This is a genomic window from Limibacter armeniacum, from assembly GCF_036880985.1.
Lineage (GTDB): Bacteria > Bacteroidota > Bacteroidia > Cytophagales > Flammeovirgaceae > Limibacter > Limibacter armeniacum.
Map to the genome: position 1 here is coordinate 2417304 of NZ_JBAJNO010000008.1, position 21622 is coordinate 2438925.

20 protein-coding genes are annotated in these 21622 nt (G+C 38.8%); 9 read left to right on the plus strand and 11 right to left on the minus strand.

The features are described from left to right. Positions 1-47 precede the first annotated feature (47 nt). The 4 genes from V6R21_RS15855 (at position 48) to V6R21_RS15870 (ending at position 5737) form a co-directional block, all read left to right on the plus strand. A complete protein-coding gene (locus V6R21_RS15855; RefSeq protein ID WP_334244609.1) occupies positions 48-1181 on the plus strand; it encodes an amidohydrolase in 1134 nt (377 codons plus the stop codon). Positions 1182-1255: 74 nt separating this feature from the next. Then, complete coding sequence (gene alr, locus V6R21_RS15860) at positions 1256-2458, plus strand: alanine racemase (protein WP_334244610.1); 1203 nt, start codon at positions 1256-1258, stop codon at positions 2456-2458. Positions 2459-2703: 245 nt separating this feature from the next. Next, complete coding sequence (locus tag V6R21_RS15865) at positions 2704-4269, plus strand: AAA family ATPase (RefSeq protein WP_334244611.1); 1566 nt, start codon at positions 2704-2706, stop codon at positions 4267-4269. Further along, positions 4250-5737, plus strand: coding sequence for a VWA domain-containing protein (locus V6R21_RS15870; RefSeq protein ID WP_334244612.1), 1488 nt, complete (start codon positions 4250-4252; stop codon positions 5735-5737). Before V6R21_RS15865 ends, V6R21_RS15870 begins: the two co-directional genes overlap by 20 nt. 52 nt (positions 5738-5789) lie before the next feature. Here the strand turns inward: V6R21_RS15870 and ggt are convergent, their stop codons facing one another. Then, positions 5790-7481, minus strand: coding sequence for a gamma-glutamyltransferase (gene ggt / locus V6R21_RS15875; RefSeq protein WP_334244613.1), 1692 nt, complete (start codon positions 7479-7481; stop codon positions 5790-5792). Positions 7482-7774: 293 nt separating this feature from the next. Here ggt and V6R21_RS15880 point away from each other — a divergent pair, with 293 nt between their 5' ends. Beyond that, positions 7775-9175, plus strand: coding sequence for a tyrosine-type recombinase/integrase (locus tag V6R21_RS15880; protein WP_334244614.1), 1401 nt, complete (start codon positions 7775-7777; stop codon positions 9173-9175). A 25-nt stretch (positions 9176-9200) separates the two neighbouring features. Here V6R21_RS15880 and V6R21_RS15885 read toward each other — a convergent pair whose 3' ends face one another. Both V6R21_RS15885 and V6R21_RS15890 read right to left on the minus strand, forming a co-directional pair. Next, positions 9201-9602: a hypothetical protein gene (locus V6R21_RS15885; protein ID WP_334244615.1), complete on the minus strand. Its 402-nt coding sequence runs from the start codon at positions 9600-9602 to the stop codon at positions 9201-9203. A 514-nt stretch (positions 9603-10116) separates the two neighbouring features. Then, the gene (locus tag V6R21_RS15890) at positions 10117-11250 is read right to left on the minus strand and encodes a hypothetical protein (RefSeq protein ID WP_334244616.1); all 1134 of its coding nucleotides are present in this window, start codon (positions 11248-11250) and stop codon (positions 10117-10119) included. A 137-nt stretch (positions 11251-11387) separates the two neighbouring features. Between V6R21_RS15890 and V6R21_RS15895 the strand changes: the two genes are divergently transcribed. The 3 genes from V6R21_RS15895 to V6R21_RS15905 all read left to right on the plus strand — a co-directional run bounded on the left by V6R21_RS15895 (position 11388) and on the right by V6R21_RS15905 (position 13945). Next, entirely contained in the window at positions 11388-12026 is a 639-nt protein-coding gene (locus V6R21_RS15895) for a polysaccharide deacetylase family protein (protein WP_334244617.1), read from the plus strand. Positions 12027-12323: 297 nt separating this feature from the next. Next, complete coding sequence (locus tag V6R21_RS15900) at positions 12324-13571, plus strand: aminotransferase class I/II-fold pyridoxal phosphate-dependent enzyme (RefSeq protein WP_334244618.1); 1248 nt, start codon at positions 12324-12326, stop codon at positions 13569-13571. 194 nt (positions 13572-13765) lie between these two features. Beyond that, positions 13766-13945 (plus strand): histone H1, encoded by a 180-nt coding sequence (locus V6R21_RS15905; RefSeq protein WP_334244619.1) that lies wholly within the window; start codon positions 13766-13768, stop codon positions 13943-13945. 103 nt (positions 13946-14048) lie between these two features. On the opposite strand, the gene dapA is transcribed toward V6R21_RS15905, so the two are convergent. The 8 genes from dapA to V6R21_RS15945 form a co-directional block, all read right to left on the minus strand. Next, a complete protein-coding gene (gene dapA, locus V6R21_RS15910) occupies positions 14049-14909 on the minus strand; it encodes a 4-hydroxy-tetrahydrodipicolinate synthase (RefSeq protein ID WP_334244620.1) in 861 nt (286 codons plus the stop codon). Between the two features lie 34 nt (positions 14910-14943). Then, the gene (locus tag V6R21_RS15915; protein WP_408613008.1) at positions 14944-15471 is read right to left on the minus strand and encodes a DUF6913 domain-containing protein; all 528 of its coding nucleotides are present in this window, start codon (positions 15469-15471) and stop codon (positions 14944-14946) included. Positions 15472-15666: 195 nt separating this feature from the next. Further along, entirely contained in the window at positions 15667-17718 is a 2052-nt protein-coding gene (gene ligA / locus V6R21_RS15920; RefSeq protein WP_334244622.1) for an NAD-dependent DNA ligase LigA, read from the minus strand. A gap of 128 nt (positions 17719-17846) precedes the next feature. Continuing rightward, positions 17847-18239 (minus strand): HIT family protein, encoded by a 393-nt coding sequence (locus V6R21_RS15925; protein ID WP_334244623.1) that lies wholly within the window; start codon positions 18237-18239, stop codon positions 17847-17849. A 209-nt stretch (positions 18240-18448) separates the two neighbouring features. Then, a complete protein-coding gene (gene greA, locus V6R21_RS15930) occupies positions 18449-18919 on the minus strand; it encodes a transcription elongation factor GreA (protein WP_334244624.1) in 471 nt (156 codons plus the stop codon). A 215-nt stretch (positions 18920-19134) separates the two neighbouring features. Beyond that, positions 19135-19656, minus strand: coding sequence for an NADH-quinone oxidoreductase subunit J family protein (locus V6R21_RS15935; protein ID WP_334244625.1), 522 nt, complete (start codon positions 19654-19656; stop codon positions 19135-19137). A gap of 9 nt (positions 19657-19665) precedes the next feature. Beyond that, on the minus strand, positions 19666-20340 hold the full coding sequence (locus tag V6R21_RS15940; protein WP_334244626.1) for a 4Fe-4S dicluster domain-containing protein: 675 nt from the start codon (positions 20338-20340) through the stop codon (positions 19666-19668). A 151-nt stretch (positions 20341-20491) separates the two neighbouring features. Next, on the minus strand, positions 20492-20842 hold the full coding sequence (locus V6R21_RS15945; protein WP_334244627.1) for a hypothetical protein: 351 nt from the start codon (positions 20840-20842) through the stop codon (positions 20492-20494). 303 nt (positions 20843-21145) lie between these two features. Between V6R21_RS15945 and V6R21_RS15950 the strand changes: the two genes are divergently transcribed. Further along, on the plus strand, positions 21146-21592 hold the full coding sequence (locus V6R21_RS15950; protein WP_334244628.1) for an Hsp20/alpha crystallin family protein: 447 nt from the start codon (positions 21146-21148) through the stop codon (positions 21590-21592). Positions 21593-21622 lie beyond the last annotated feature (30 nt).

Consider the following 21622-nt stretch of genomic DNA (forward strand, 5'->3'; position numbering starts at 1 on the left):
CTAACTTCCATTTTAACGATTTCACACGCTACAGAAAATTGACAACCATGAATCCAGAACTAATCAACAAACTCACCTTATTTAGAAGAGAACTTCACCAGAATCCAGAAGTTTCTGAAAATGAATGGAAAACAAGGGATCGGGTAGCTGAATACCTCAGGCTAAATTCTGAAGCTGAGATTATCCCTATTGGTATCACGGGACTTGCTGCCATTTTTGACAGTGGCATTGATGGGGAAACCATTATGTTGCGAGCAGAACTAGATGCCCTACCTATTCAAGAGGTAAATGACTTTTCATACCGTTCCATCAATAATGGTGTCTCTCATAAATGTGGTCATGATGGACACACTACGATTCTTTGTGGTGTTGCAGAGATGTTGAGCAAAGAACCGATTTCAAAAGGAAAAGTAATTCTTTTGTTTCAGCCTGCCGAAGAAAATGGAGAAGGAGCCAAACAAGTTTATCCTGATTTTGAAAAGAAAGGGTTGTTGCCTGACAAGGTATTTGCACTACATAATTTACCAGGCTACCCAGCCCATCAGATAGTAGTGAAAAATGGGAGTTTTACACCAGCTGTCAAAAGTATTATCATCACGCTTGATGGAAAGACATCCCATGCAGCTGAACCTGAAAATGGACTTAACCCTGCAGCTGCAATGTCAGAGGTCTTTCTGAATACGATAGCGCTCAGTAATAATAACCCTGATTCAGATGACTTCAGGTTGGTGACTCCTGTATTCGCTGAGATGGGAGAGAAGGCACATGGCATTTCTGCCGGCAAAGCCGAAGTTCACCTGACCTTCCGTTCTTGGACAACCTCTGCGACAGAACAATTAGCCTTGGAGATCGAAGCTGTATCAAAGCAAGCAGCAGACAAATATGGATTGACTGTCAATTTTTCATACCTACAGGAGTTTGATGCCAATATGAATAATCAGTTGGCAGTGGATATGATCAGAAATGCGGCAACAGAGTTGGAATTGGATATTCTGGAGAAAAACTATCCTTTCAAATGGGGTGAAGACTTCGGTTACTTTACAACCCGACATGATGGTGCCATGTTTGGATTAGGTGCTGGAGAAAATGTGCCTGCCTTGCATAATCCAGATTATGATTTTCCTGATGAAGTCATTAAAACGGCTGTATTATTATTCATGAAAATTGTAAATTTATTATAAGCGGCGTTAGCTCTCCATTACGCTGCCGATTATTTCCTTGATCTTATTGCCACTGTAAACGACTAACAGACTCTATGACATTTTCAGCAAGCGAATATCGGGATACAGAAAATTCAGCAACCTCTATGCACTCGTCAAAAATTTACTTAAACAAGCAAGCACTGGAACGCAACATCAGCTTCCTTAAGAAAATCATCAAGAAAGGTGTGAACATTTCTTCGGTCATAAAAGGAAATGCATATGGACATGGCATTAAACATTTTGTCCCTATGGCAATGGAAGCTGGTATCAATCATTTCTCTGTTTTTAGTGCTGAAGAAGCTCAGCAAGCTCTTAATGCGGCCATTTCTCCTGTTACAGTAATGATTATGGGGCAATTGGAACATGATGACTTGAAATGGGCTATGGAAAACAGAGTAGAGTTTTTTGTTTTTGATTTCCATAGATTAGAACATACGATCAAGGTTGCTCAGGAATGTAATTTGAAAGCCCGTATTCATATAGAAGTAGAAACAGGTATGAACCGTACAGGGTTCAGTATGCAGGACTTACCTGAGGTACTTCACCTGCTCAAGACGAATGGAGAGGCACTGGAAATGAAGGGACTTTGTACACATTTCGCAGGAGCTGAAAGCATTGTAAACGAAGAGCGGGTACTGAAGCAACAACAGGTTTTCAAAAAAGCACTTGAGCTTTGCGAAGAAATGGGTTGCATGCCCGATTATGTCCATGCAGCCTGTAGTGCCGCTACAGTAAGGTACCCCGATATGCAATTCAATATGGTCAGAATTGGCATTATGCAATATGGTTTCTGGCCTACCAAAGAGGTTTACGTTGAGTACCTAAGAGAGCGATCACAGCCTGAATACAATCCATTACAGCGGGTAATTTCATGGAAAACCTATGTGATGTCGATTAAAAAGGTCAAAGAAGGCGAATATATTGGCTACGGAGACTCTTTCCTTGCTCAAAGAGATATGAAGTTGGCCATTATCCCGATAGGATATGGATACGGATACAGCAGGTCTCTCAGTAATCAGGGTAAAATGCTGATAGGCGGGAAGTTTGTCCCTGTAATAGGAACAGTGAACATGAACTGTGCGACTGTAGATATTACAGAGGTTGAAAATGTTCAGATCGGAGATGAGGTTGTACTGATTGGGCAGCAAGGGGAACAGGAACTTACAATTGCTTCTTTTGCAGAACTCAGTGAACAAGTCAATTATGAAATGCTGACACGATTGCCCCGAAATATCCCTCGTATAATTCAGGAATAAGAAAATCAAAACAGAAGCCTCTCAAACCAATTTGAGAGGCTTTTTCATATATTCAGGTAATAATTTTCTGTATGAAAATCAGGAGATAAATTCTAAATAAATGTCATTTCATTTTCATTTTTGGTGATTGAATAGCAGTTTTTCTATATTAACCGACTGCAAACAGATGAACAGCTCAAAATGAAGTAAAAAACATCTGTGCAATAATATCTACGGGAAAGAGACTAACTAACCAACGAAGCAGAATGACAAATACAAATCTGTTGGAAGCAATGACCGTCCGAGAAAGAACCAAGAAAATTCTGGAAACAATCAGTCAAGGACTATTTGAAAGAGAGGAAACAGTAGCAATGGCCTTCTTGGCTGCAATTGCAGGAGAAAGTATCTTTATGCTGGGCCCTCCTGGTGTTGGTAAAAGTATGCTTGCCCGAAGACTGAAGCACGCCTTTAAGGAAGGACGATCTTTTGAATATTTGATGAGCAGGTTTAGTACGCCTGACGAGATATTCGGCCCGATCTCCATCTCAAGGTTAAGTAAAGAAGATAAGTACGAGCGAAATACTGAAAGTTACCTACCTGGGGCTACTGTCGTATTTTTGGATGAAATCTGGAAAGCAGGTCCAGCCATTCAGAATGCTCTACTGACAGTAATCAATGAAAAGCTGTATAGGAATGGAGAACAGGAAGTTAAAGTCAAACTTCAGGCTTTGATTTCTGCTTCCAATGAGTTGCCAGAAAGAGGGGAAGGACTTGAAGCGCTTTGGGACCGTTTTCTGATTCGCTGCTTTGTTGATCGTATCTTGGATGAAGACAGCTTCTATAAGATGATCACCGCCACAGAGATCAAGGAAGAAATAGAGTTAGAAGAACACCTTCGCTTGTCGGAACACGAGATCTCATTGTTGACCAAACAAATCAACCATATCAATGTTCCTGATGAAGTTCTGAAAGTGATTACGGTAATCCGAAAATTCATTGCTCGTCACAATCAGCAACTCGAAAGCAACAGTGAGGAAGAAGTCTATGTTTCTGACCGTAGATGGCGCAAAATCATCCGTTTGCTCAGGGCTTCAGCCTTGTTGAATGGAAGAGATAAAGTTAACCTTGAAGATTGTCTACTGATCTCACATTGTATTTGGAATACGCCTGCACAAATTGACCTGACTAAAGATTGGATCAATCAGGCTGTTTATGAATATGGATGGCAGAGTAAGTATAACCTGAAAACAGTTGATTTGCAGATTGAGTCTTTGCAGAAAGAAATAGACGAGCAAACAAGAGAGGAAAAAGACATGTACGTCAACAGTCCTCAGCTGGTTGAAGGGAAATATTACCAGATTGAAAATTTCAAAAGCTGGTATGACAAGATTCTTGAAGAGGATTTTGAATTGCTTTCAGGTATCGCCACAGACTGTAAACTTTATACCAATACGGGTAGATGTGAAGTTTATCAGCTTGGAAAAATATCCTCCACTGAGGTGGAAATAAGAGTTGGGGACGGTTACCAACGCTACAAACTGAAAACAGTTAGAGAGCGTAAAAAGGGATTGGTACCTAAAAAGGCTGATACACATGTATTGGAACACCTGAATGACCACGCCAATAAGATCCTTACCTATTTGAACAAGGTAGCTGGTGAATTGGAAGAAATCAGAAAACAACTGATGGATGGCACCGAAACCCACCTTTTTATCAATAAAGTAAGAAGGGAAGAAATGGAAAACTACTTGAATCAAATACTTAAAAAAGTGTTTGATGAAAAGATGCAGGTTCAGAAAATGAAAGAAGCGTATGGAGGCAACTTGGTCTGATAGGCTCGATCAGTTCAAACTATTTGGCAGTATAGGAGAGGTACAGGAAAGAGAATGGCTTGCGCATTACCTACAAAATATTGCCAAAGGTGAAACTGTCACAGTTGATGAAAACAAACTGTCTGAGTCTACCTTATATTATAAAGGTATTGTGGATGATATTTTCCATACTCCCGGCTTACAGGACTTGATCAGCAAACACACCATGTTCAGGGAACAGGTTGTGATGGATGTAGTTGACTTTTTGGAGCAGGCATCTGGAAATGCACCACAGAAAAAGAAGCGGAGATTCAACTTTTCTTTTTCATTTCCATTTGGAAAGAAAAAGCAGAAAAAGGATGGAAGTAAAAGTAACTCTAAGTCCAAGAAAAAAGGGAAGATGGATCAGATGTCTCAGGCACTTTCTGACTTGTTGAATATGGATAACTCCAAGCAGCGAAAGAAAGTTAAGAAGCTTGGGAAAAAGCTGAAAGAAAAGGCTGATAACTTTGAAAAGGTGATGAAGCTGCTGATGCCATTCAAGGAAGGAGCTTCTGAAAAATGGGGAGATTTTGAAGGTAAATGGCAGCATACTGGTTTGGCCGTGTTAGATCAGTATCAGGATTTACTTAAGAATGATCGACAGGTACAGCAACTTGCAGATTTACTTGGAAGGTATAGGGATGTTGAAAAAGATACTGCCAATGACATTATGACCTCAGTCTCAATCAAGCCATTCCGTAAAACATTGAGCAGGGGTAAAAGTCAGTTGGTAGGAGTCCAACAGAACGATGATCTCGCACACCTTCTTCCTTCTGAAGTAGCATTGCTGGCAAATGACGACACCAAAATGATATTCTATAAAAAGTATGCGGAGAAAAAACTGCAAACTTTTGAATTGAAAGGGGTTGTTCCTGATAAGCAGAATAAGGAAGGTAAAAACACCAAAGAAGGAAGTAGACCAAAGCCAAAAGGGCCTATTATAATCTGTGTAGATACCAGTGCTTCTATGACGGGTAAGCCCGAGCAGATTGCTAAGATACTTTGCTTTGCCTTGCTGAAAAAAGCCATGGAAGACAAGCGTAAGTGTTACCTGATTAGCTTTTCAAAAGATATTCAAACGATTGAGTTGACAAACCTCACCACCAACCTTGAACACTTGCTGGAATTTTTGGCTATGTCATTCAGGGGAGGAACGGATGCTTGTCCTGCTCTTCAAAAAGGGATTGAGCAAATCAAGGAGAAAGAATATGAAAAAGCTGATTTGATTCTGATTACTGATGGTCGAATACCACAACCTGATGATATGACCAAGCACCAGATCAGAATGGCACAAGATCATGGGAAAAACAGGTTCTTCCACCTGATGATTTCCAATGAGGCCCAACATGGTCAGATCGTACAGTTTGATGCAAACTGGTATTACAATCCAGCCAAGAAGGATGGTCTAAAAGAAATTGTCCGACATTTAAAGGAAATGAAAGACTAAACAAAAAAGCCACAACGCAATCAGTTGTGGCTTTTTTGCTTTATAAAAAATATCAATATCCAGCAGCCTGCCCATCTTTTCTAGATTCTGAAGCGCCATGATAAACGCCTTTTTCAGCATCATACATAATGGCCTGATAACCGCCATAACCACCTACCTTGAAAGTGACTTTGTGTCCTTTTCTCATCAAAGCTCTAATAGTATCATAGCCAATACCGCTTTCCAAATGAAGTTCACCACCATCAACCATTACTTCACCTGTAGGCTCTGACGAACCGGTATGCCTGATACGTGGTGCATCGCCAGCCTCTTGCAAGCCCATTCCAAAATCAATCATATTGACCAGTATCTGTACATGTCCTTGCGGCTGCATGTCTCCACCCATCACTCCAAAACTCATAAATGGTTTTCCATTTTTAGTAACAAATGCAGGAATAATCGTATGGAATGGACGCTTGTTAGGTTCATAGACATTAAAATGAACTTCTTCAAAAGTGAACAATTCACCTCGGTCTTGCAGCATAAAACCTAATCCTGTTGGCACCATTCCTGATCCCATTCCTCGGTAATTGCTTTGAATCAAAGATACCATATTACCCTCCTTATCTGCCACTGTCATATAAATGGTATCACCATCTTTCAGTTTACCCGCTTCGAGTCTTCGTGAAGCCCTGTCTGGGTTAATCAATGATTTTCTTTCTGTTGCATAAGCTTTTGAAATCAGCTTTTCAACAGGCAATTCATTGAATGCAGGGTCTGCATAATACTTAGCTCTGTCCTCATAAGCGACCTTCTTCGCTTCAGTCAATGTATGGATATACTCAGCTGAACCAAATCCCATACTTTTAAGATCATACTGTTCTAAGATATTCAGCATTTGTAGTGCTGCAATTCCTTGGCCATTAGGCGGTAATTCCCAAACATCATATCCCCTGTAGTTTACAGATACTGGTGTTACCCATTCCGATTTATGGTTGGCTAAATCTTCATAAGAAAGAAAACCTCCTTGTAACTTGATAAAGTCTGCAATCGTGTGTGCAATATCTCCCTTGTAAAATGCATCACGTCCTCCTTTGGCAATCTGCTCCAATGTATTCGCTAAATCGGGATTGGTGAAAATATCTCCTTCCTCCAGTGCTTTTCCATTGGGCATATAGGTCTCCTTGAAGTTTGGATACTTATTAAGGTAACGACTGCTGCCTTGCAAGTAAAATGCAATAAGCTCTGTAACGGGGAATCCCTCTCTGGCATAGTTAATCGCAGGGCTTAATACCTCTTTCATCTTGAGTTTGCCAAACTTGTTATGCATCTCAAACCATCCATCAACACAACCTGGCACAGAAACGGGAAGGGGGCCCAAAGCAGGTATCTTGTCCATTCCTTTCTCTTTAAAGTAACTTAATGTGAGCTCCTTAGGAGATCTACCACTTGCATTCAGTCCATATAATTGCTGAGTTTTTGCATCCCAAATAATGGCAAACAAATCCCCTCCAATACCATTACCTGTTGGCTCCATAAGTCCCAATGTCGCATTGGCAGCAATAGCAGCGTCAATCGCATTGCCTCCTTTCTTTAAAATATCTAAAGCAACCTGAGTGGCTAGTGGCTGACTTGTACAAGCCATTCCATTTTGTGCAATTACAGCTGACCGAGTAGCAAAGCCTTTTCCTGTAATCCTGTCTTGTGCATTTCCCAAAAGTGGGAGTAGGGTGATACCCAATAAAAGTGAGAGAAATTTGTTCATTGAATTGGTTCGTGATTTTGAGATTGTAAAAAGTTCAATTTTATAGTCGAATAATCTAACTCCAAAATTCATTTCCCACAAATCCATCTTGTGGTAATCCTGTAAAATCTCTACTTTTGATATATATTATGAAGCATAACTTCCTTAGAGATGTTATTATTACCAATATTGTATTATTATATTTACACAATCGGGTTAATACATATGCTTACAAACGACAATTCACATATGTACATTATTAGTATGTGATATGCATTAATTCAAATACATATATATGTTTATTATTACAATAGATGGAAATTTCAGTAGGAGCTAACAAAAAGCAAGAATTAGGTTCAAACAGAAGGATTACGGGAAAGGCTTGGACAATAAAAGACGTTTGTGAGCTTTACCATGACTATTTATGTCTCAAACTTGGGATAAATAGAAATGATGTCGAGTCATCGATTTACTCAGAGACAAGACCTATTATTTCTAAGGCAAAATCAAACCTGTCTTTATTTCTGAAGTATGTCCTTGAAAACCTGGGAGGAGAAATTGGAGATGCATTGAATACTTTTGAGCGATATAGCTTGTTTCTTTCCACTCAATTGGAAATGGAAGAAATCACAGCAAACCGATGCTCTTACTTAAAAATGTATGCCACACGTTATCGTAAATACCCTGAACTAAAAGGCTTTGTGGTATGGATCAACGATGTAAAAATCAAACACCTTAAAGATAAAAACACTACTTACCAAATTAAGGGACATCCTTTGGTGCTGGAATTTGCACAGTGGCTCAAGTTACGTTCAAAACTAAATCGAGAGTCCAAATATGCAAAGGCAGCTACAGATGCTGTTTCTCTTTTTATTCGTTGGGTACAAGAAAATCATAATGGCGAAGTTCACATCAATGCCTTTACAGTCAACCAGTATTTGAATGCCAAATCAGACCTTGCGCTTACTACACTAAATAAATACCTCGATTGGATAAAGTTGTTCTGTAAGTTTTTCATGGAACGATTTGAGAAAAAAACACCGCCATCCAGAAGAGACGATTTTTATCACAATACTATTTCTGAGATTAAAGAAATTCTGAACCTGAGAAAAAAAGAATATGATGACACTCAGGTTGAGAGAATTGCCATTCCAAATGAGCACCTCATTAAAATGCTTAACCTGGCAGATGAAAGAATGAAAATGGTAATCAGACTTGGTTCTGAGATGGGCTTAAGGGCTAGCAGCATGTTTGCTTTGAAAGTCAAAGACATTGACCTGAACAATAAAAGAATGATGGTCCAGCTAAAAGGAAGAAACCAGCCTCAGGTACTTCCCATTCCAGTTTCACTAAATAATATGCTGGCTACATATTTTACATCTCAGAAGATAAAACCAGAAGATAAGCTTTTAAGGTTTAATGGTCAGGAACCTGCTACATTATCATCAGCTTTCAATCAGTTTTTAAAGAAAAACGGATTAAAATACGTTGACAAATCTGGAAAGCTATATGGCATTTCCCTACACAATCTTCGACATACTTTCGCTTATAACAGTATTGATCGTTTTGGTTTACTGATGACTAGCCGGCTGCTTTGTCATAAATCAGTGGAGGTCACAGAACGACATTATCTGAAGGATAAATTGACTGACGCTTTATATAAAGTATATGAAATGGATGAAGAAGAAATAAAGCGAATGAAAGAAATGTGGTAACAACTAATATAAAAAAACGGCTATCTCAATCGTGTTTTGAGATAGCCGTTTCCTTTTTATTCTGACTTTCATATAGCTTTCGGAGCTGTTGAAGCCTTATAGCCCTTTGTCTTTCTGTATAATGGTAGACAGCAACTAGCTCTTGGATATTCACATGTACTTTTTCAAATGCATAGAGCATTTCATCTCCACCTACATAAAACTGCAACCACGAAACCACTTCAGAATAGGGGACTGGATTCTCAATCCCTGCTTTTTGTAAGAATTTGATTGTCAACCTCGTCCAAGTATCACCTTGTTTTACTTCATAACTATAACGGTAAGTCTCAATATTTCCTAAATCTAATTCTGATGAAACCCCTTTAGAAGGAAGAAGTAAAATCCATGAAAAAGTAAAAACAGCAATGATTGTTAATTTAGCATTCATGATTTAAAGTGTTTTGTTATTTATCAATTGGGTTTTAATAATCTGTATATCAATTATTTGATAATGCTAATATAATGATCATTTATTTTAATATGCAAGGAAAAATTAAAAAAATGACATTTTTCGTAAATGAATTTATTATTGAATGAAAATAGGGGAGAGGTACGTTAATAGTGAACTGGGGGAAATATTTCAAAAGTAAAATCACAATCCAATAATCACTGATATTCAGTTAATTACAATTACTTAAAATCTAAATAATTGAAGCTATTCAATGCTCAATGAATAAAGTGAACAATGTTACGAAAATAGGAAAGTGAAGTTTTGAAACATAAACTAATACTGGAATACTAGATGAAAGGAAAATGATAAAAAAATGAACGTGAAAGGGATTATAGTAGTGAGAGTAAAAGAGCTATTTATATAAGTGAATTTAATAACTCAAACACTCTATTTAACATAATATATATTATACAACTTTTTGTGCAGTGAAAAAGCAACAAATCTGGTTGCTTTAATCGTCCCATGCTAATGATCTGATAGCCAGTTTAGACATGATAAGTAAATGTTTTGAAGTCTCGATCTGCCTAAATGGACTCTTCCGTACAATTTTCAGCTCATGTTTGGTGTCTTCCTCTAATTTTTCACCTACAGCTATAATTCCAATATTAGGGTCAACCTCCTGCAATGCTTTTCTGATATGTTCCTCAATCATTGGTACTGCCACATAGTAATAATGAAAAAATGTGGCTTGCTCCATCATCAATTGATCTGATTGAACTTTATCCAAGTATGCCAAATCAGATACACCAAAAAGTAACGGTAACTTGTTCTTATCCTCTTTATTCTTTCTTACTATACCGATCAGGTCTACTTTACCTCTGGCTTCATCACCTAGAATATTGAAATTGACAAATGAACTGTAACGGCTTATTTCATACTGATCCAGCGTCAGGCTAATCCAACGTCGAGTACGTAATGCATTGATAATATTGGCTTCCGTTATATCTTCCGAATTTAAGTGAAAGCGTTGCATCTTTCGGTAGTCACGCATCAGCTGTACATAAGTCTGATCCTTGATGCTTTTGTTGACAGAGCTAGACTGCATGGAGTATGGCACTTCAAACTGCTGTTGCTCATCTTTAACCATTCCTGACTCATAATAGTCTTTTGGCTTTCGTCCCCGTTCGGTCTTCCCTCCTTTTAGCGGTCTGTATATTTGCCAAAGTTCTTTCAGCTCGTGTCTCATGCCTTGCCCATCCAACATCTTTTCTTTCACCTCCTGTACAATGCTTTCAGGTGCAATCGTCCTGACCTTACTATACATTTCAAGTTGCTCAGGAGTTGTCTTGACCTCTCCTTCCCTAATCTCATCCAATGTAGGAATACCTTTAATATCCATGTAGATTCTGGCTCCTGAACGGGCTCTCCATAGTGTTGACACATTGATGCCGCTCCTCTTTGCAAGGTCTTTTACATATTCTGTGAATGAACGAGCTCTTACGTTATATAAACCTTTTTGCTCAATGGTCTCCAATAATTTGGCAACCCTTAACCAGTTTCTGCGGTCTTTTTGGATGATAATATCAAACTCAAGTTCTATTTGTTTGAGCTCCTGTACCCTATTAGTCTTATTTATTTCGTCCATTTAGTTGCAAGTTGCGACTTATATTAACAATAATTACAATATAATCACCTGAAATGTTATTTCAACGATTTTTACAAGATTGTTTCATTGATAATCCTATATAAATTTGTAAATAAGAAAGACTAAGTAACTAGACCATGATCTATCAGAAGACAGGTTGGTTTGTTCACAATGTCCTCTACCCTTCCTTGACTTGGAAAAGGGAGACAGAAGAAAAGGTCATTTACCTGACTTTTGATGATGGCCCGATTCCTGATGTAACGGAATGGGTATTGGAACAGCTTGAACAGTATCAGGCCAAAGCCACATTTTTTTGCGTTGGGGATAATGTGAGAAAACACCCAGAAGTTTTTAAAAAGCTAATAGCAAATGGGCACAGGGTCGGCAACCACACCTATAATCATTTAAAAGGTTGGGTTACTGACAACCAAAAGTACTTTGAAAACATTGCATCTTGTAGAGATATCATAAGCCAGTATACTTCTGACACCTCTCACCTATCTCTGTTTAGACCTCCATATGGGCAGATTTCCACCAAACAGATCAAGGAATTGAATGAGCAGTTTGATGAGTTGGTGATGTGGCATGTACTGACATGTGACTATGACCAAAGCATGAATGAAGAAGTGTGCCTCAAAAAAAGTCTGAATTTGACGGAAGCAGGCAGTATAGTTGTCTTTCATGATAGTTTGAAAGCAGAAAAAAACCTAAGGTATGTATTACCCCGTTATCTGAAACATTTCACAGCTCTAGGGTATACTTTCAAACATTTATAGAATAAGCCGCTGACAGGTGTAGAAACCATCACAGCGACAATTGATGTTATACTTTTGTGACAAAACCTGTGTTAAGATATCGTAATCTCGCATTAAATTATCTTAAAAAGGTTATTACCTTGTTATTGTAAATAACCTAAACACAGCACCTTACAAAACACATCTATTAATGCATTTGCAATGAAAAATGGACAGAAGAAGGTCAATTTGTTGTGAGTGCGATTCTTATTAAGTAAATTTGTCATCGTTTTTTGCACGATTTTAATATTCCATTGTAACATATAAATAACAATTAAGGTGGATTTATTTGAAAAATTACTAAAAGATAGAGGACCTCTAGGTAATCACTCTAAACTTGCACATGGATATTATGCTTTCCCTAAACTGGAAGGTGAGATTGCCCCTAGAATGCAATTCAGAGGCAAAGAAGTACTTACTTGGAGCTTGAATAACTACCTGGGCTTGGCTAACCACCCTGAAGTAAGAAAAGTTGATGCGGAAGCTGCAGCTGATTACGGAATGGCATATCCGATGGGAGCTCGGATGATGTCAGGTAACTCAACAATCATTGAGCAGTTTGAGGCTCAGTTGAGTGAATTCGTAGGCAAGCAGGACACAATGGTTCTGAACTTCGGTTACCAAGGTATTATGTCCGTTATCGATGCGTTGCTTGACAGAAGAGACGTTGTAGTATACGACTCTGAGTGCCACGCATGTATCATTGATGCACTGAGAATGTTCCCTGGAAAGCGTTACGTTTTCCCTCATAACGATATTGAAAACTGTGACAAGCAGCTGGAAAGAGCTTCTAAGCTGGTTGAAAAAACAGGTGGTGCGGTTCTTGTTATTACTGAAGGTGTATTCGGTATGCTAGGCGACCAAGGTAAACTGAAAGAGATCGTAGAACTGAAGAAGAAACACCAGTTCCGTCTTCTTATTGACGACGCTCACGGCTTCGGTACACTGGGTAAAACAGGTGCTGGTGCAGGTGAAGAGCAAGGTGTTCAGGATGGTATTGACATCTACTTCTCTACTTTCGCTAAATCTATGGCTTCAATTGGTGCCTTTGTTTCAGCAGATGAGCAAGTAATCGAATTCCTTCGTTACAACACTCGTTCTCAAATCTTTGCCAAAACGCTGCCAATGCCATTGGTATTGGGTAACATGAAGCGTCTGGAGATGCTTCGTACAATGCCTGAGTTGAAGGACAAGCTTTGGACAATTGCTACTGCCCTGCAGAATGGCTTGAGAGAAGCTGGCTTTAACCTAGGTGCAGCAGGTGAATCACCTGTAACTCCTGTATTCCTGAAAGGTGGCCAGAACGAAGCTGTAAACATGGTAATGGACCTTCGTGAAAACTACAACATCTTCTGTTCAGTAGTAGTGTACCCTGTAGTGCCAAAAGACGTGATTATGCTACGTCTGATCCCTACATCATCTCACTCGCTATCAGATGTTGAAGAGACTATTATTGCTTTCAAGGCTATCAAGGATAAATTGGAGTCTGGAGAGTATGCAAAGGCTGAACCAGTGATATTCTCATAATACCAAAAAATAACGTCCTTTCGGACATATATCTACGGATAATCCAATTGTGGCTTCGCCTCAATGGGTTATCCGTTTTTTTTTCTTTAAATATTCATAAAAATGTTTGGGATGTTTAGGATTTTACCAACTATTTCATAAATTGCCTTAGGTAAGTAAAACTAATTACTGATTACATCACTAACTTTTCAACAATGGAAAAATTTAAGCAACTAGTTGAACTAGTAAAACAAACCGAAGAGGATGCAGCGAAATTCTACGAAAACAACGTTCAAGCTGCAGGTACAAGAGTAAGAAAGAACATGCAAGAAATTAAAAAACTTGCTCAAGACATCAGACTTGAAGTACAGGAAATCAAAAATAACGCGAAGTAATTCGTGATGATTTCTGCTCATTAATTGAGCACAAATACAAAATCCGCAGTACTGCTTTTGCACTGCGGATTTTTTTATTCATGAATTTCGTAACCGGAATTTCCTAAAGTAAGGATTGGATTTTTTCTTTTAACTGGTCTGAAGCTCTGAACAGTGGCAACCTCACAGAGGAGCTACAAACTCCCATCAACTCCAAAGCTTGTTTGGCACCAGTAGGGTTCCCCTCTTCAAACAATGATTCAATCAAAGGTATTGATTCCATCAGTATAGATGTTGCACGCTCAAAATCATTGTTAAGTGCATGGTTTACCATCTTACAAAAAGATTCAGGCACCACATTAGCCGCTACTGAAATCACCCCTACTGCACCTATTGAAATCAAAGGTACAGTAAGTGGGTCTTCACCAGAGATCAATAGAAAACCTTTTGCTGCATTCTTCTTGATCCAAAGACTTTGAGTCAGGTCTCCAGAAGCCTCTTTTACAGCAATAATATTCGGGTGGAAAGAAAGTTGACAGATGGTATCAGCAGTCATGTTGACTGCCGTACGAGAAGGGACATTATATAAGATGATTGGTTTTGTTGCATGATCAGCAATTAGCTCATAATGACGCAACATCCCCTGTTGAGTAGGTTTATTGTAATAGGGAGCTACGGATAGTATGGCATCAACTTCTTGTAGGTCAAATGCCTCTAATTGGCTGATGACTTCCTGTGTATTATTCCCTCCTATTCCAAAAACAATTGGCTTTAGGCCCTTATTATACTCAGCTACAAAGTCAAGTATCGCTTGCTTTTCCTCTCCTGTAAGAGTGGCTGACTCCCCTGTCGTACCATTCACAACCCAATAATCAACATAAGGAGCGGTGTGATCAAGGACCTTTTTCAATGAAGAAAAGTCCACTTCATTTTCCTCATTGAAAGGTGTAATCAAAGCTACACCAGTACCGTTTAATGCTTTCATAATTTTCTACCTCACAGAAAAATTTCTCTCTCTTCTAAACCCTGATTGTTTCCACCACCTTCAGCATATTTTCGAGCATATCATCCAATTCTTTCTGATTGGCTCCTACCATAAGCTCAAAAAATGGTTCTTTTCCTTCTCTGCTAATCCCTACTCTACATGATGCTTTGCTTTCTGCTAGCACATAGTCAAATGCAAGACCACCTTCTACAGAGGCAAAGAAAAGGTAATCATAGTTCTTGTCTATAAACCTTTGCGCATCTTCGGAATCTATCTCTCCAAACGACTTGATTTCACTATCAGTAAAGAATTTAAAGTTGAAGTTATAGAGGTTTACTTCTCCACTATTGAAAAAAGTCAACACATCTACGTTCTTACCGCTATCCTGTAGTTTTTGAATAAACTTTTTCAGCACTTTTACTTCCAGGTCGTGATTAACCTGAAACAGCACTCCAATATTGCGGGCATCAGAAAAGGATACCGTCTTTCTTGGTACCGTTTTACTGTTAGCCATAGCCTTATTGATTTTCTGCTTGAAAAAAAATTCTTTAACTGAATTCACGTATATCAATAGTTTAGTTCGTCTTACATCAATATCATAAAGTGAGGCAACTCACCCTTACCTGAAGATTAGCACAAATATAATGTCAAAATTACAGAATAAGGGTGAATGATTTTTTTTAACTGAATAAAGAAATCAATTTGCTGCTAAAATAAAGAGACAAGCTTCACTTGCACTTTACTTAGATTGAATCCCTCAGTTTTGAACCATCGCCAAAAACTCTTCCTCAGAAATTATATTAATCCCCAAATCAGATGCTTTCTGTAACTTGGCTGGTCCCATTTTGTCACCAGCAACCAGAAAGTCTAGCTTTTTGGAGATAGAAGAAGTCACTTTCCCGCCATTGGCTTTGATCATTGCCTTTAGCTCATCACGGCTAAATTGGGTGAACACACCTGAGATGACAAATGTTTTTCCATCCAATGCATCACCTGTTTCGGCAGAGGTAGAAAGTTCACTTTCATCCAGTTCAAGTTTCACACCAGTTGCCTTCAGTTTTTCAATAAATCCCTGATTTAACGGATCAGCAAAAAACTCTTTTACACTGTCTGCAATTTTCTCCCCAATTTCAGGAACATTCACCAATTCCTCTTTACTAGCTTGAGACAAAGCATCCAGACTTTTGAAATGCTCAGCCAACTTTTCAGCTACAGTAGCTCCTACAAAGCGAATGCCTATTGCAAAAAGTACACGGCTAAACGGGATTTCTTTTGAAGCTTCTATCCCTTCAATAAGCTTGTCAGCTGACTTTTCCTTGAACTTATCCAGTTTTGCAATTAGCTCCACTTTACGAAGCGAATAAAGGTCAGTAGCATCCGCAATCAATTGTTTCTCCAGCAATTGCTCGATTCTCTCACTGCCCAAGGAGTCGATATTCATCGCTTTTCGCTGCACAAAATGCTCCACTTTTCCTTTTACCTGTGGAGGACATTGACGCTCATTAGGACAATAATAGGCCGCTTCTCCTTCCTTTCTGATCAGCTCTGTCTGACAGGCAGGACAGTTTTTCAAAAACTCAATCGGTAAAGATCCTACTTCTCTAGCCGAAGCATCTACTCCAGTAATTTTTGGAATAATTTCCCCACCTTTTTCAACGTACACCATATCGTGCTCGTGTAGATCCAAGCGGGCGATCTCATTGGCATTATGAACGGATGCACGCTTAACCGTTGTTCCAGCTAACTGCACAGGCTCCAGATTTGCTACGGGTGTTACTGCTCCTGTTCTTCCTACTTGATATGTAATCGAATTAAGGCGAGTGGTAGCACTTTCTGCCTTGTACTTATAAGCTATCGCCCAGCGAGGACTTTTGGATGTATTACCCAATGTACGCTGCTGGTTATAGCCATTTACCTTGATTACCACGCCATCAGTATCTAGAGGAAGTTCAAATCTCTTCTCCTGCCAATCATGGATATACTCAAGAACTTCCTTAATGTTCTTACAGCTTCTGAAAGTTGGTGAAACATTGAAGCCCCATTTCTTTAACTTGTCTAGTGCCTCAAAGTGTGTTGCTACCTGATTGTTGTCAGAGATAAAACTGTATACAAAACAATCAAGCTTTCGCTCTGACACTACAGCAGAGTCTTGCATCTTAAATGTCCCTGAAGCCGCATTACGAGGGTTTGCCAGCAAGTTTTGTAATTTCTTTCCAGCAGACTGTCTTTTCAGGTTTTCCGCTTCAATCTGGCTATTGATTCTATTAAAAGACTCTCTGCTCATAAAACCTTCACCACGTACCTCAAACAGTTCTGGAACATCCTCTCCATGAAGCCTTAAAGGTATCGTACGAACAGTCTTGACGTTTGCCGTGATATCATCACCCTGCACACCGTCACCTCTCGTCGCAGCTTGCTTAAGAATTCCATTCTCATAAGTCAAGCTCAAGGCTACTCCATCAAATTTAAGCTCACAAACATATTCAAAGTCATCCCCGATAGCATCACGGACACGGTTATCAAAATCCAACAAGTCTTGTTCATCATACGAGTTGGATAAAGAAAGCATTGGATAGCGGTGAGTCACCGTCTCAAAATCTTTTGTGATGGTTCCTCCAACACGCTGTGTAGGTGAATCATCCTGTTGCCATTCTGGAAATTGGTTTTCCAATTGCTCAAGTTCTTTCAGCAGTGTATCAAACTCATAATCTGACACCTCTGAAACACTATTCATATAGTATTGATAGTTGTAGTAGTTCAGCTTTTCGGTCAGCTCTCCAATTCTTTCTTTTGCCTGATTGCGGTCCATGTTGATTTATTCTTAAAAGATGTTTGTGAGTATTTGGTTGCTATGAATATGCAGTCGCAATTATAGACTTAATTGTTTTTCAAAATGAAAGCGAAGCTTGTGCTTCGCTAAACATCAAAATCTTTGTATTACAAATACTGCTTGATATTATCAGCAATTTCCTGCATTTCCTCAGGAGCCAATTTCAGCTTTTCGGATGTAAAGTTCAGGTCTCCGATATCGTTCAAAGGAACCAAGTGCAAGTGCGCATGTGGAACTTCCAAGCCAATTACAGCCTGCCCTACTTTTTTACACGGATAGGCTTTCTTGATAGCCGCAGCAAGTTTCTTGGCAACAATATACAAGCCTGCCAAATCCTCATCCTCCATGTCAAACATGTAATCTACCTCTTGCTTAGGTACCAGTAGCACATGCCCTTTCTTCAAAGGGAATACGTCAAGAAAAGCCAAATACTTATCATCTTCATACACTTTGTAAGAAGGGATTTCGCCTGCGATAATTTTAGAAAAGATTGTTGCCATCGGTTCAAATGTTTTTGGATATACTAAGAATCTATTTTCTTTTTTCTGTACCAAATATAGAATTAGCCATAGAGCTGTGCAAAGCCATTCATTCAAAAAAAGCGTTAAATACCTCAGCTGATTGAGAATTAGGGCAAAAAAAAACTGCCAACTCAAAAGTCAGCAGTTCCTTTATACTTATAATATATCAAGAGACTTCTTCAGGTATATTACAAGCCTACATCGAGTACCTCAAAAATCATTTTACCACGAGGTGTAACAATATCTGCTTTGTCACCAACTCTTTTTCCAATTAGGCCTTTACCAATTGGTGAATCAACAGAAATCTTATTTTTCTTAAGGTCAGCTTCTTTGGCAGCCACCAACTGATATTCCATTACGGTACCGTTTGGTGCTTTGATTTTCACGCGTGAAAGAATGCCTACTCTATCTGTATCTAGTTTAGACTGGTCGATGACCCTCCCGTTAGCTACCAGATTTTCAAGTTGTGCAATTTCTGCCTCCAAGTGCCCTTGTGCATCCTTTGCTGCATCGTATTCAGCATTCTCACTCAAGTCACCTTTATCTCTTGCTTCTGCAATCGCATTAGCAATCTCTTTTCTTCCTTGTGTTTTCAGCCTATGCAGTTCATCCTTGAGCTTCTGTAGCCCTTCTGCGGTATAATATGTGATATTTGACATTTTGATATAGGTTTAATGGCCTAATCTGAAAAGAAAAAACGATTCAAATTGTTTGAATCGCTGCTCGTACTTATAGGCACGAAATACAAATGTAATCAAAATTATAAGTTCCTGGGGAACGTTCCTCTAACTTTTAAATAGATCTTTCTATTGAGAAATCATGTAATGTATAAACCAAAAGTTAAGGAAATGTAATCAATTATTAAAGAAAAAAGCTAGGATTTTGAGTCTTTCCCAGCTACATATGCCGCTCCTATTAGAACCACAAGCAACAAAACGGCTATCAACTCAAAGGCCAGAATAAAGTCCGTCATCAAGTTCACGCCAATGATTCTGATAGATGAACCGTTATGGATTTCGCCTGCATTAGCGGCATCTGCAATCCAAGGAACATCCTGCCAAACCGTCTGAACTATTGTATAACTCAGTAATGCAAATGCTGTCAAGCTGGCGATAATACCACCAAAAAAATTGGAGCTACCTGAATACAACCCCTTATTTTCCCGTGTTTTAGTAAACATGACCCCAAAGAGCAGCAATACGAGGATCCCTCCCATATAAACCACAATTTGAGTAATGGAAAGGAAGTCAGCTCCTGACAAGGCATATAACGCAGCAACTCCTAAAAAAGAGAGTAGCAACATCAACGCACAATAAAGGACATTTCTGGTAAAAAGAATCAGAATAGCAGGCAATACGGTTACAGCCGCAAAAAAATAAAATATATACTGTTCCATGATACGCTACTATACTTTCGGTTTGAAACTCGGTCTGAATTTAGGCTTTGCAGTTCCTGTACTTTCCGGCTTTGCTTCAGTATTTTTTGCAGCTGCTTGTTTTTTAGCAGCCTGAGCTTCCTCAAAAAGACGCTTTTTCTCTTCGACTTCTTCAGGGGTCATCTCTGAGAATTGATAATTCAGCTTAAATAGATCGTACTCACTGAATTCATAATCCTTAGTCATCGTCAGACATTCCGTTGGGCAAACCGTAGTACACAAACCGCAGAAACAGCACTTTGCCATGTCAATATCAAACTTGGCTGCATAGATACGTTTCGGTGTACCGTCAGAAGTGGTTCCAATTACTTCAGCGGACTTCACAGGTTCGATATCAATACAATTCACAGGGCAAACTTTGACACACTTGTCACAGACAATACAGTCATCAATCTCATTGTGAAGCTTGTACCTACCCACATCAGGTACAGGAAACTTCTCACGAGGATACTCCATCGTCACAATTCCTTCCTGATATTTCGTGAAATAATCTTCGTGTGAAGTGCCAATTGGTTGCCTTCTTTCCTTACTAATAGCCTTGTTGAAGTGATCAAGTGTTAGCTTCACTCCTTCTATTGAAGTACTGATTGCTTCCTTGATCCCTCCCCAATAAGAACTATTAGCCCCCTTTCTCGGATTCGTCATATAGAAATTCAGTTTACCTGAAAGTTTTCACATTTGTTCATTTCTGCATTTAGGAAATTTTCAATTTCAAACGCAGTTGCAAGTATAGACTATTAATCTAAAACTATGAAATGTCCGTTAGGTTTAATAAAACCTAGATTAAATTGAATTTTTATGAATTAATCCCCTGCTCTTTCTGAAGGATAAACTTCGCTACTTCATCTTCATACATATACAATTCAACCAGCAATGGATTAACCCATCTGCGGATCATCGGCGGCAAGTCATCTTCAACGGCAGGCTCTTTTTCACTAATAAACTCCTTAAGGTATTTCTCAATCAGCTGCTGCTGTTTATCATAGGCAATCAGCAACTTATCTACTTCATAGTCTTCACTCCTATGCAAGTGCAACAGTCTGGTTTCATCCAGTGTGGTTTCAATATTCAATAAGTGAGCTGCTAGGTCTTCTGACAGAAAACTTTTACTGATCAGTGCTTTCTCGTGTTCTTTTATTTCTTTCATATCAGTGTGCGGATTATATGGTTGCTTGGATAAGCAAAGTTATGATTTTTTTCCACAATCAATTAGTACATTTCAAATACAGCTCAAATATTCCTTCTGCTGACAAAATGAAAGTCAACCTTGACAAAATTTCAGCAAAATCTATCCTTAAGCATTCTTAATCAGTCATTTTGACACAATATTGATCAAGAAAATAGTCTTTTTTCAAATGGTACAGAAATTGAATTTTATAATGTAAAATCAACAACACACAGTCAGTATATAGCTGACCTATTTCATGTTAAACCAATAAACCATTTCGCTATGTCACTGATTAAAAAAGAACCTGGAATGCTTCCAACATTCGGGAGAATGTTTGAGGACCTATTCAACAAAGACCTGTTTGATTTGAGTGAAAACTTCTTTACAGGTAACAAAATGCCTGCTGTGAATGTAAAAGAAACTGAACGGGCCTATGAATTAGAAGTTGCCGCACCTGGCATCAACAAGGACGACTTTAAGATTGAAGTAAACGACAATGTGTTGACTATATCGAGTGAGGTCAAAAGCGAAGTGAATGAAGAAGATAAAGGTCAATTCAGAAGACGGGAATTCAGTTATCAGTCATTCAAGCGTTCATTTACATTACCACAGGACCATGTAGACCTTGAGAACATAAAAGCAAGTCATAATAATGGCGTACTGATGCTGAACATTCCTAAAAAAGACCCAAATGTACCCAAAACAGTAAGGTCCATTGAGATATCGTAATAGGCACAGCCGTCTAACACCAAAAAGCCG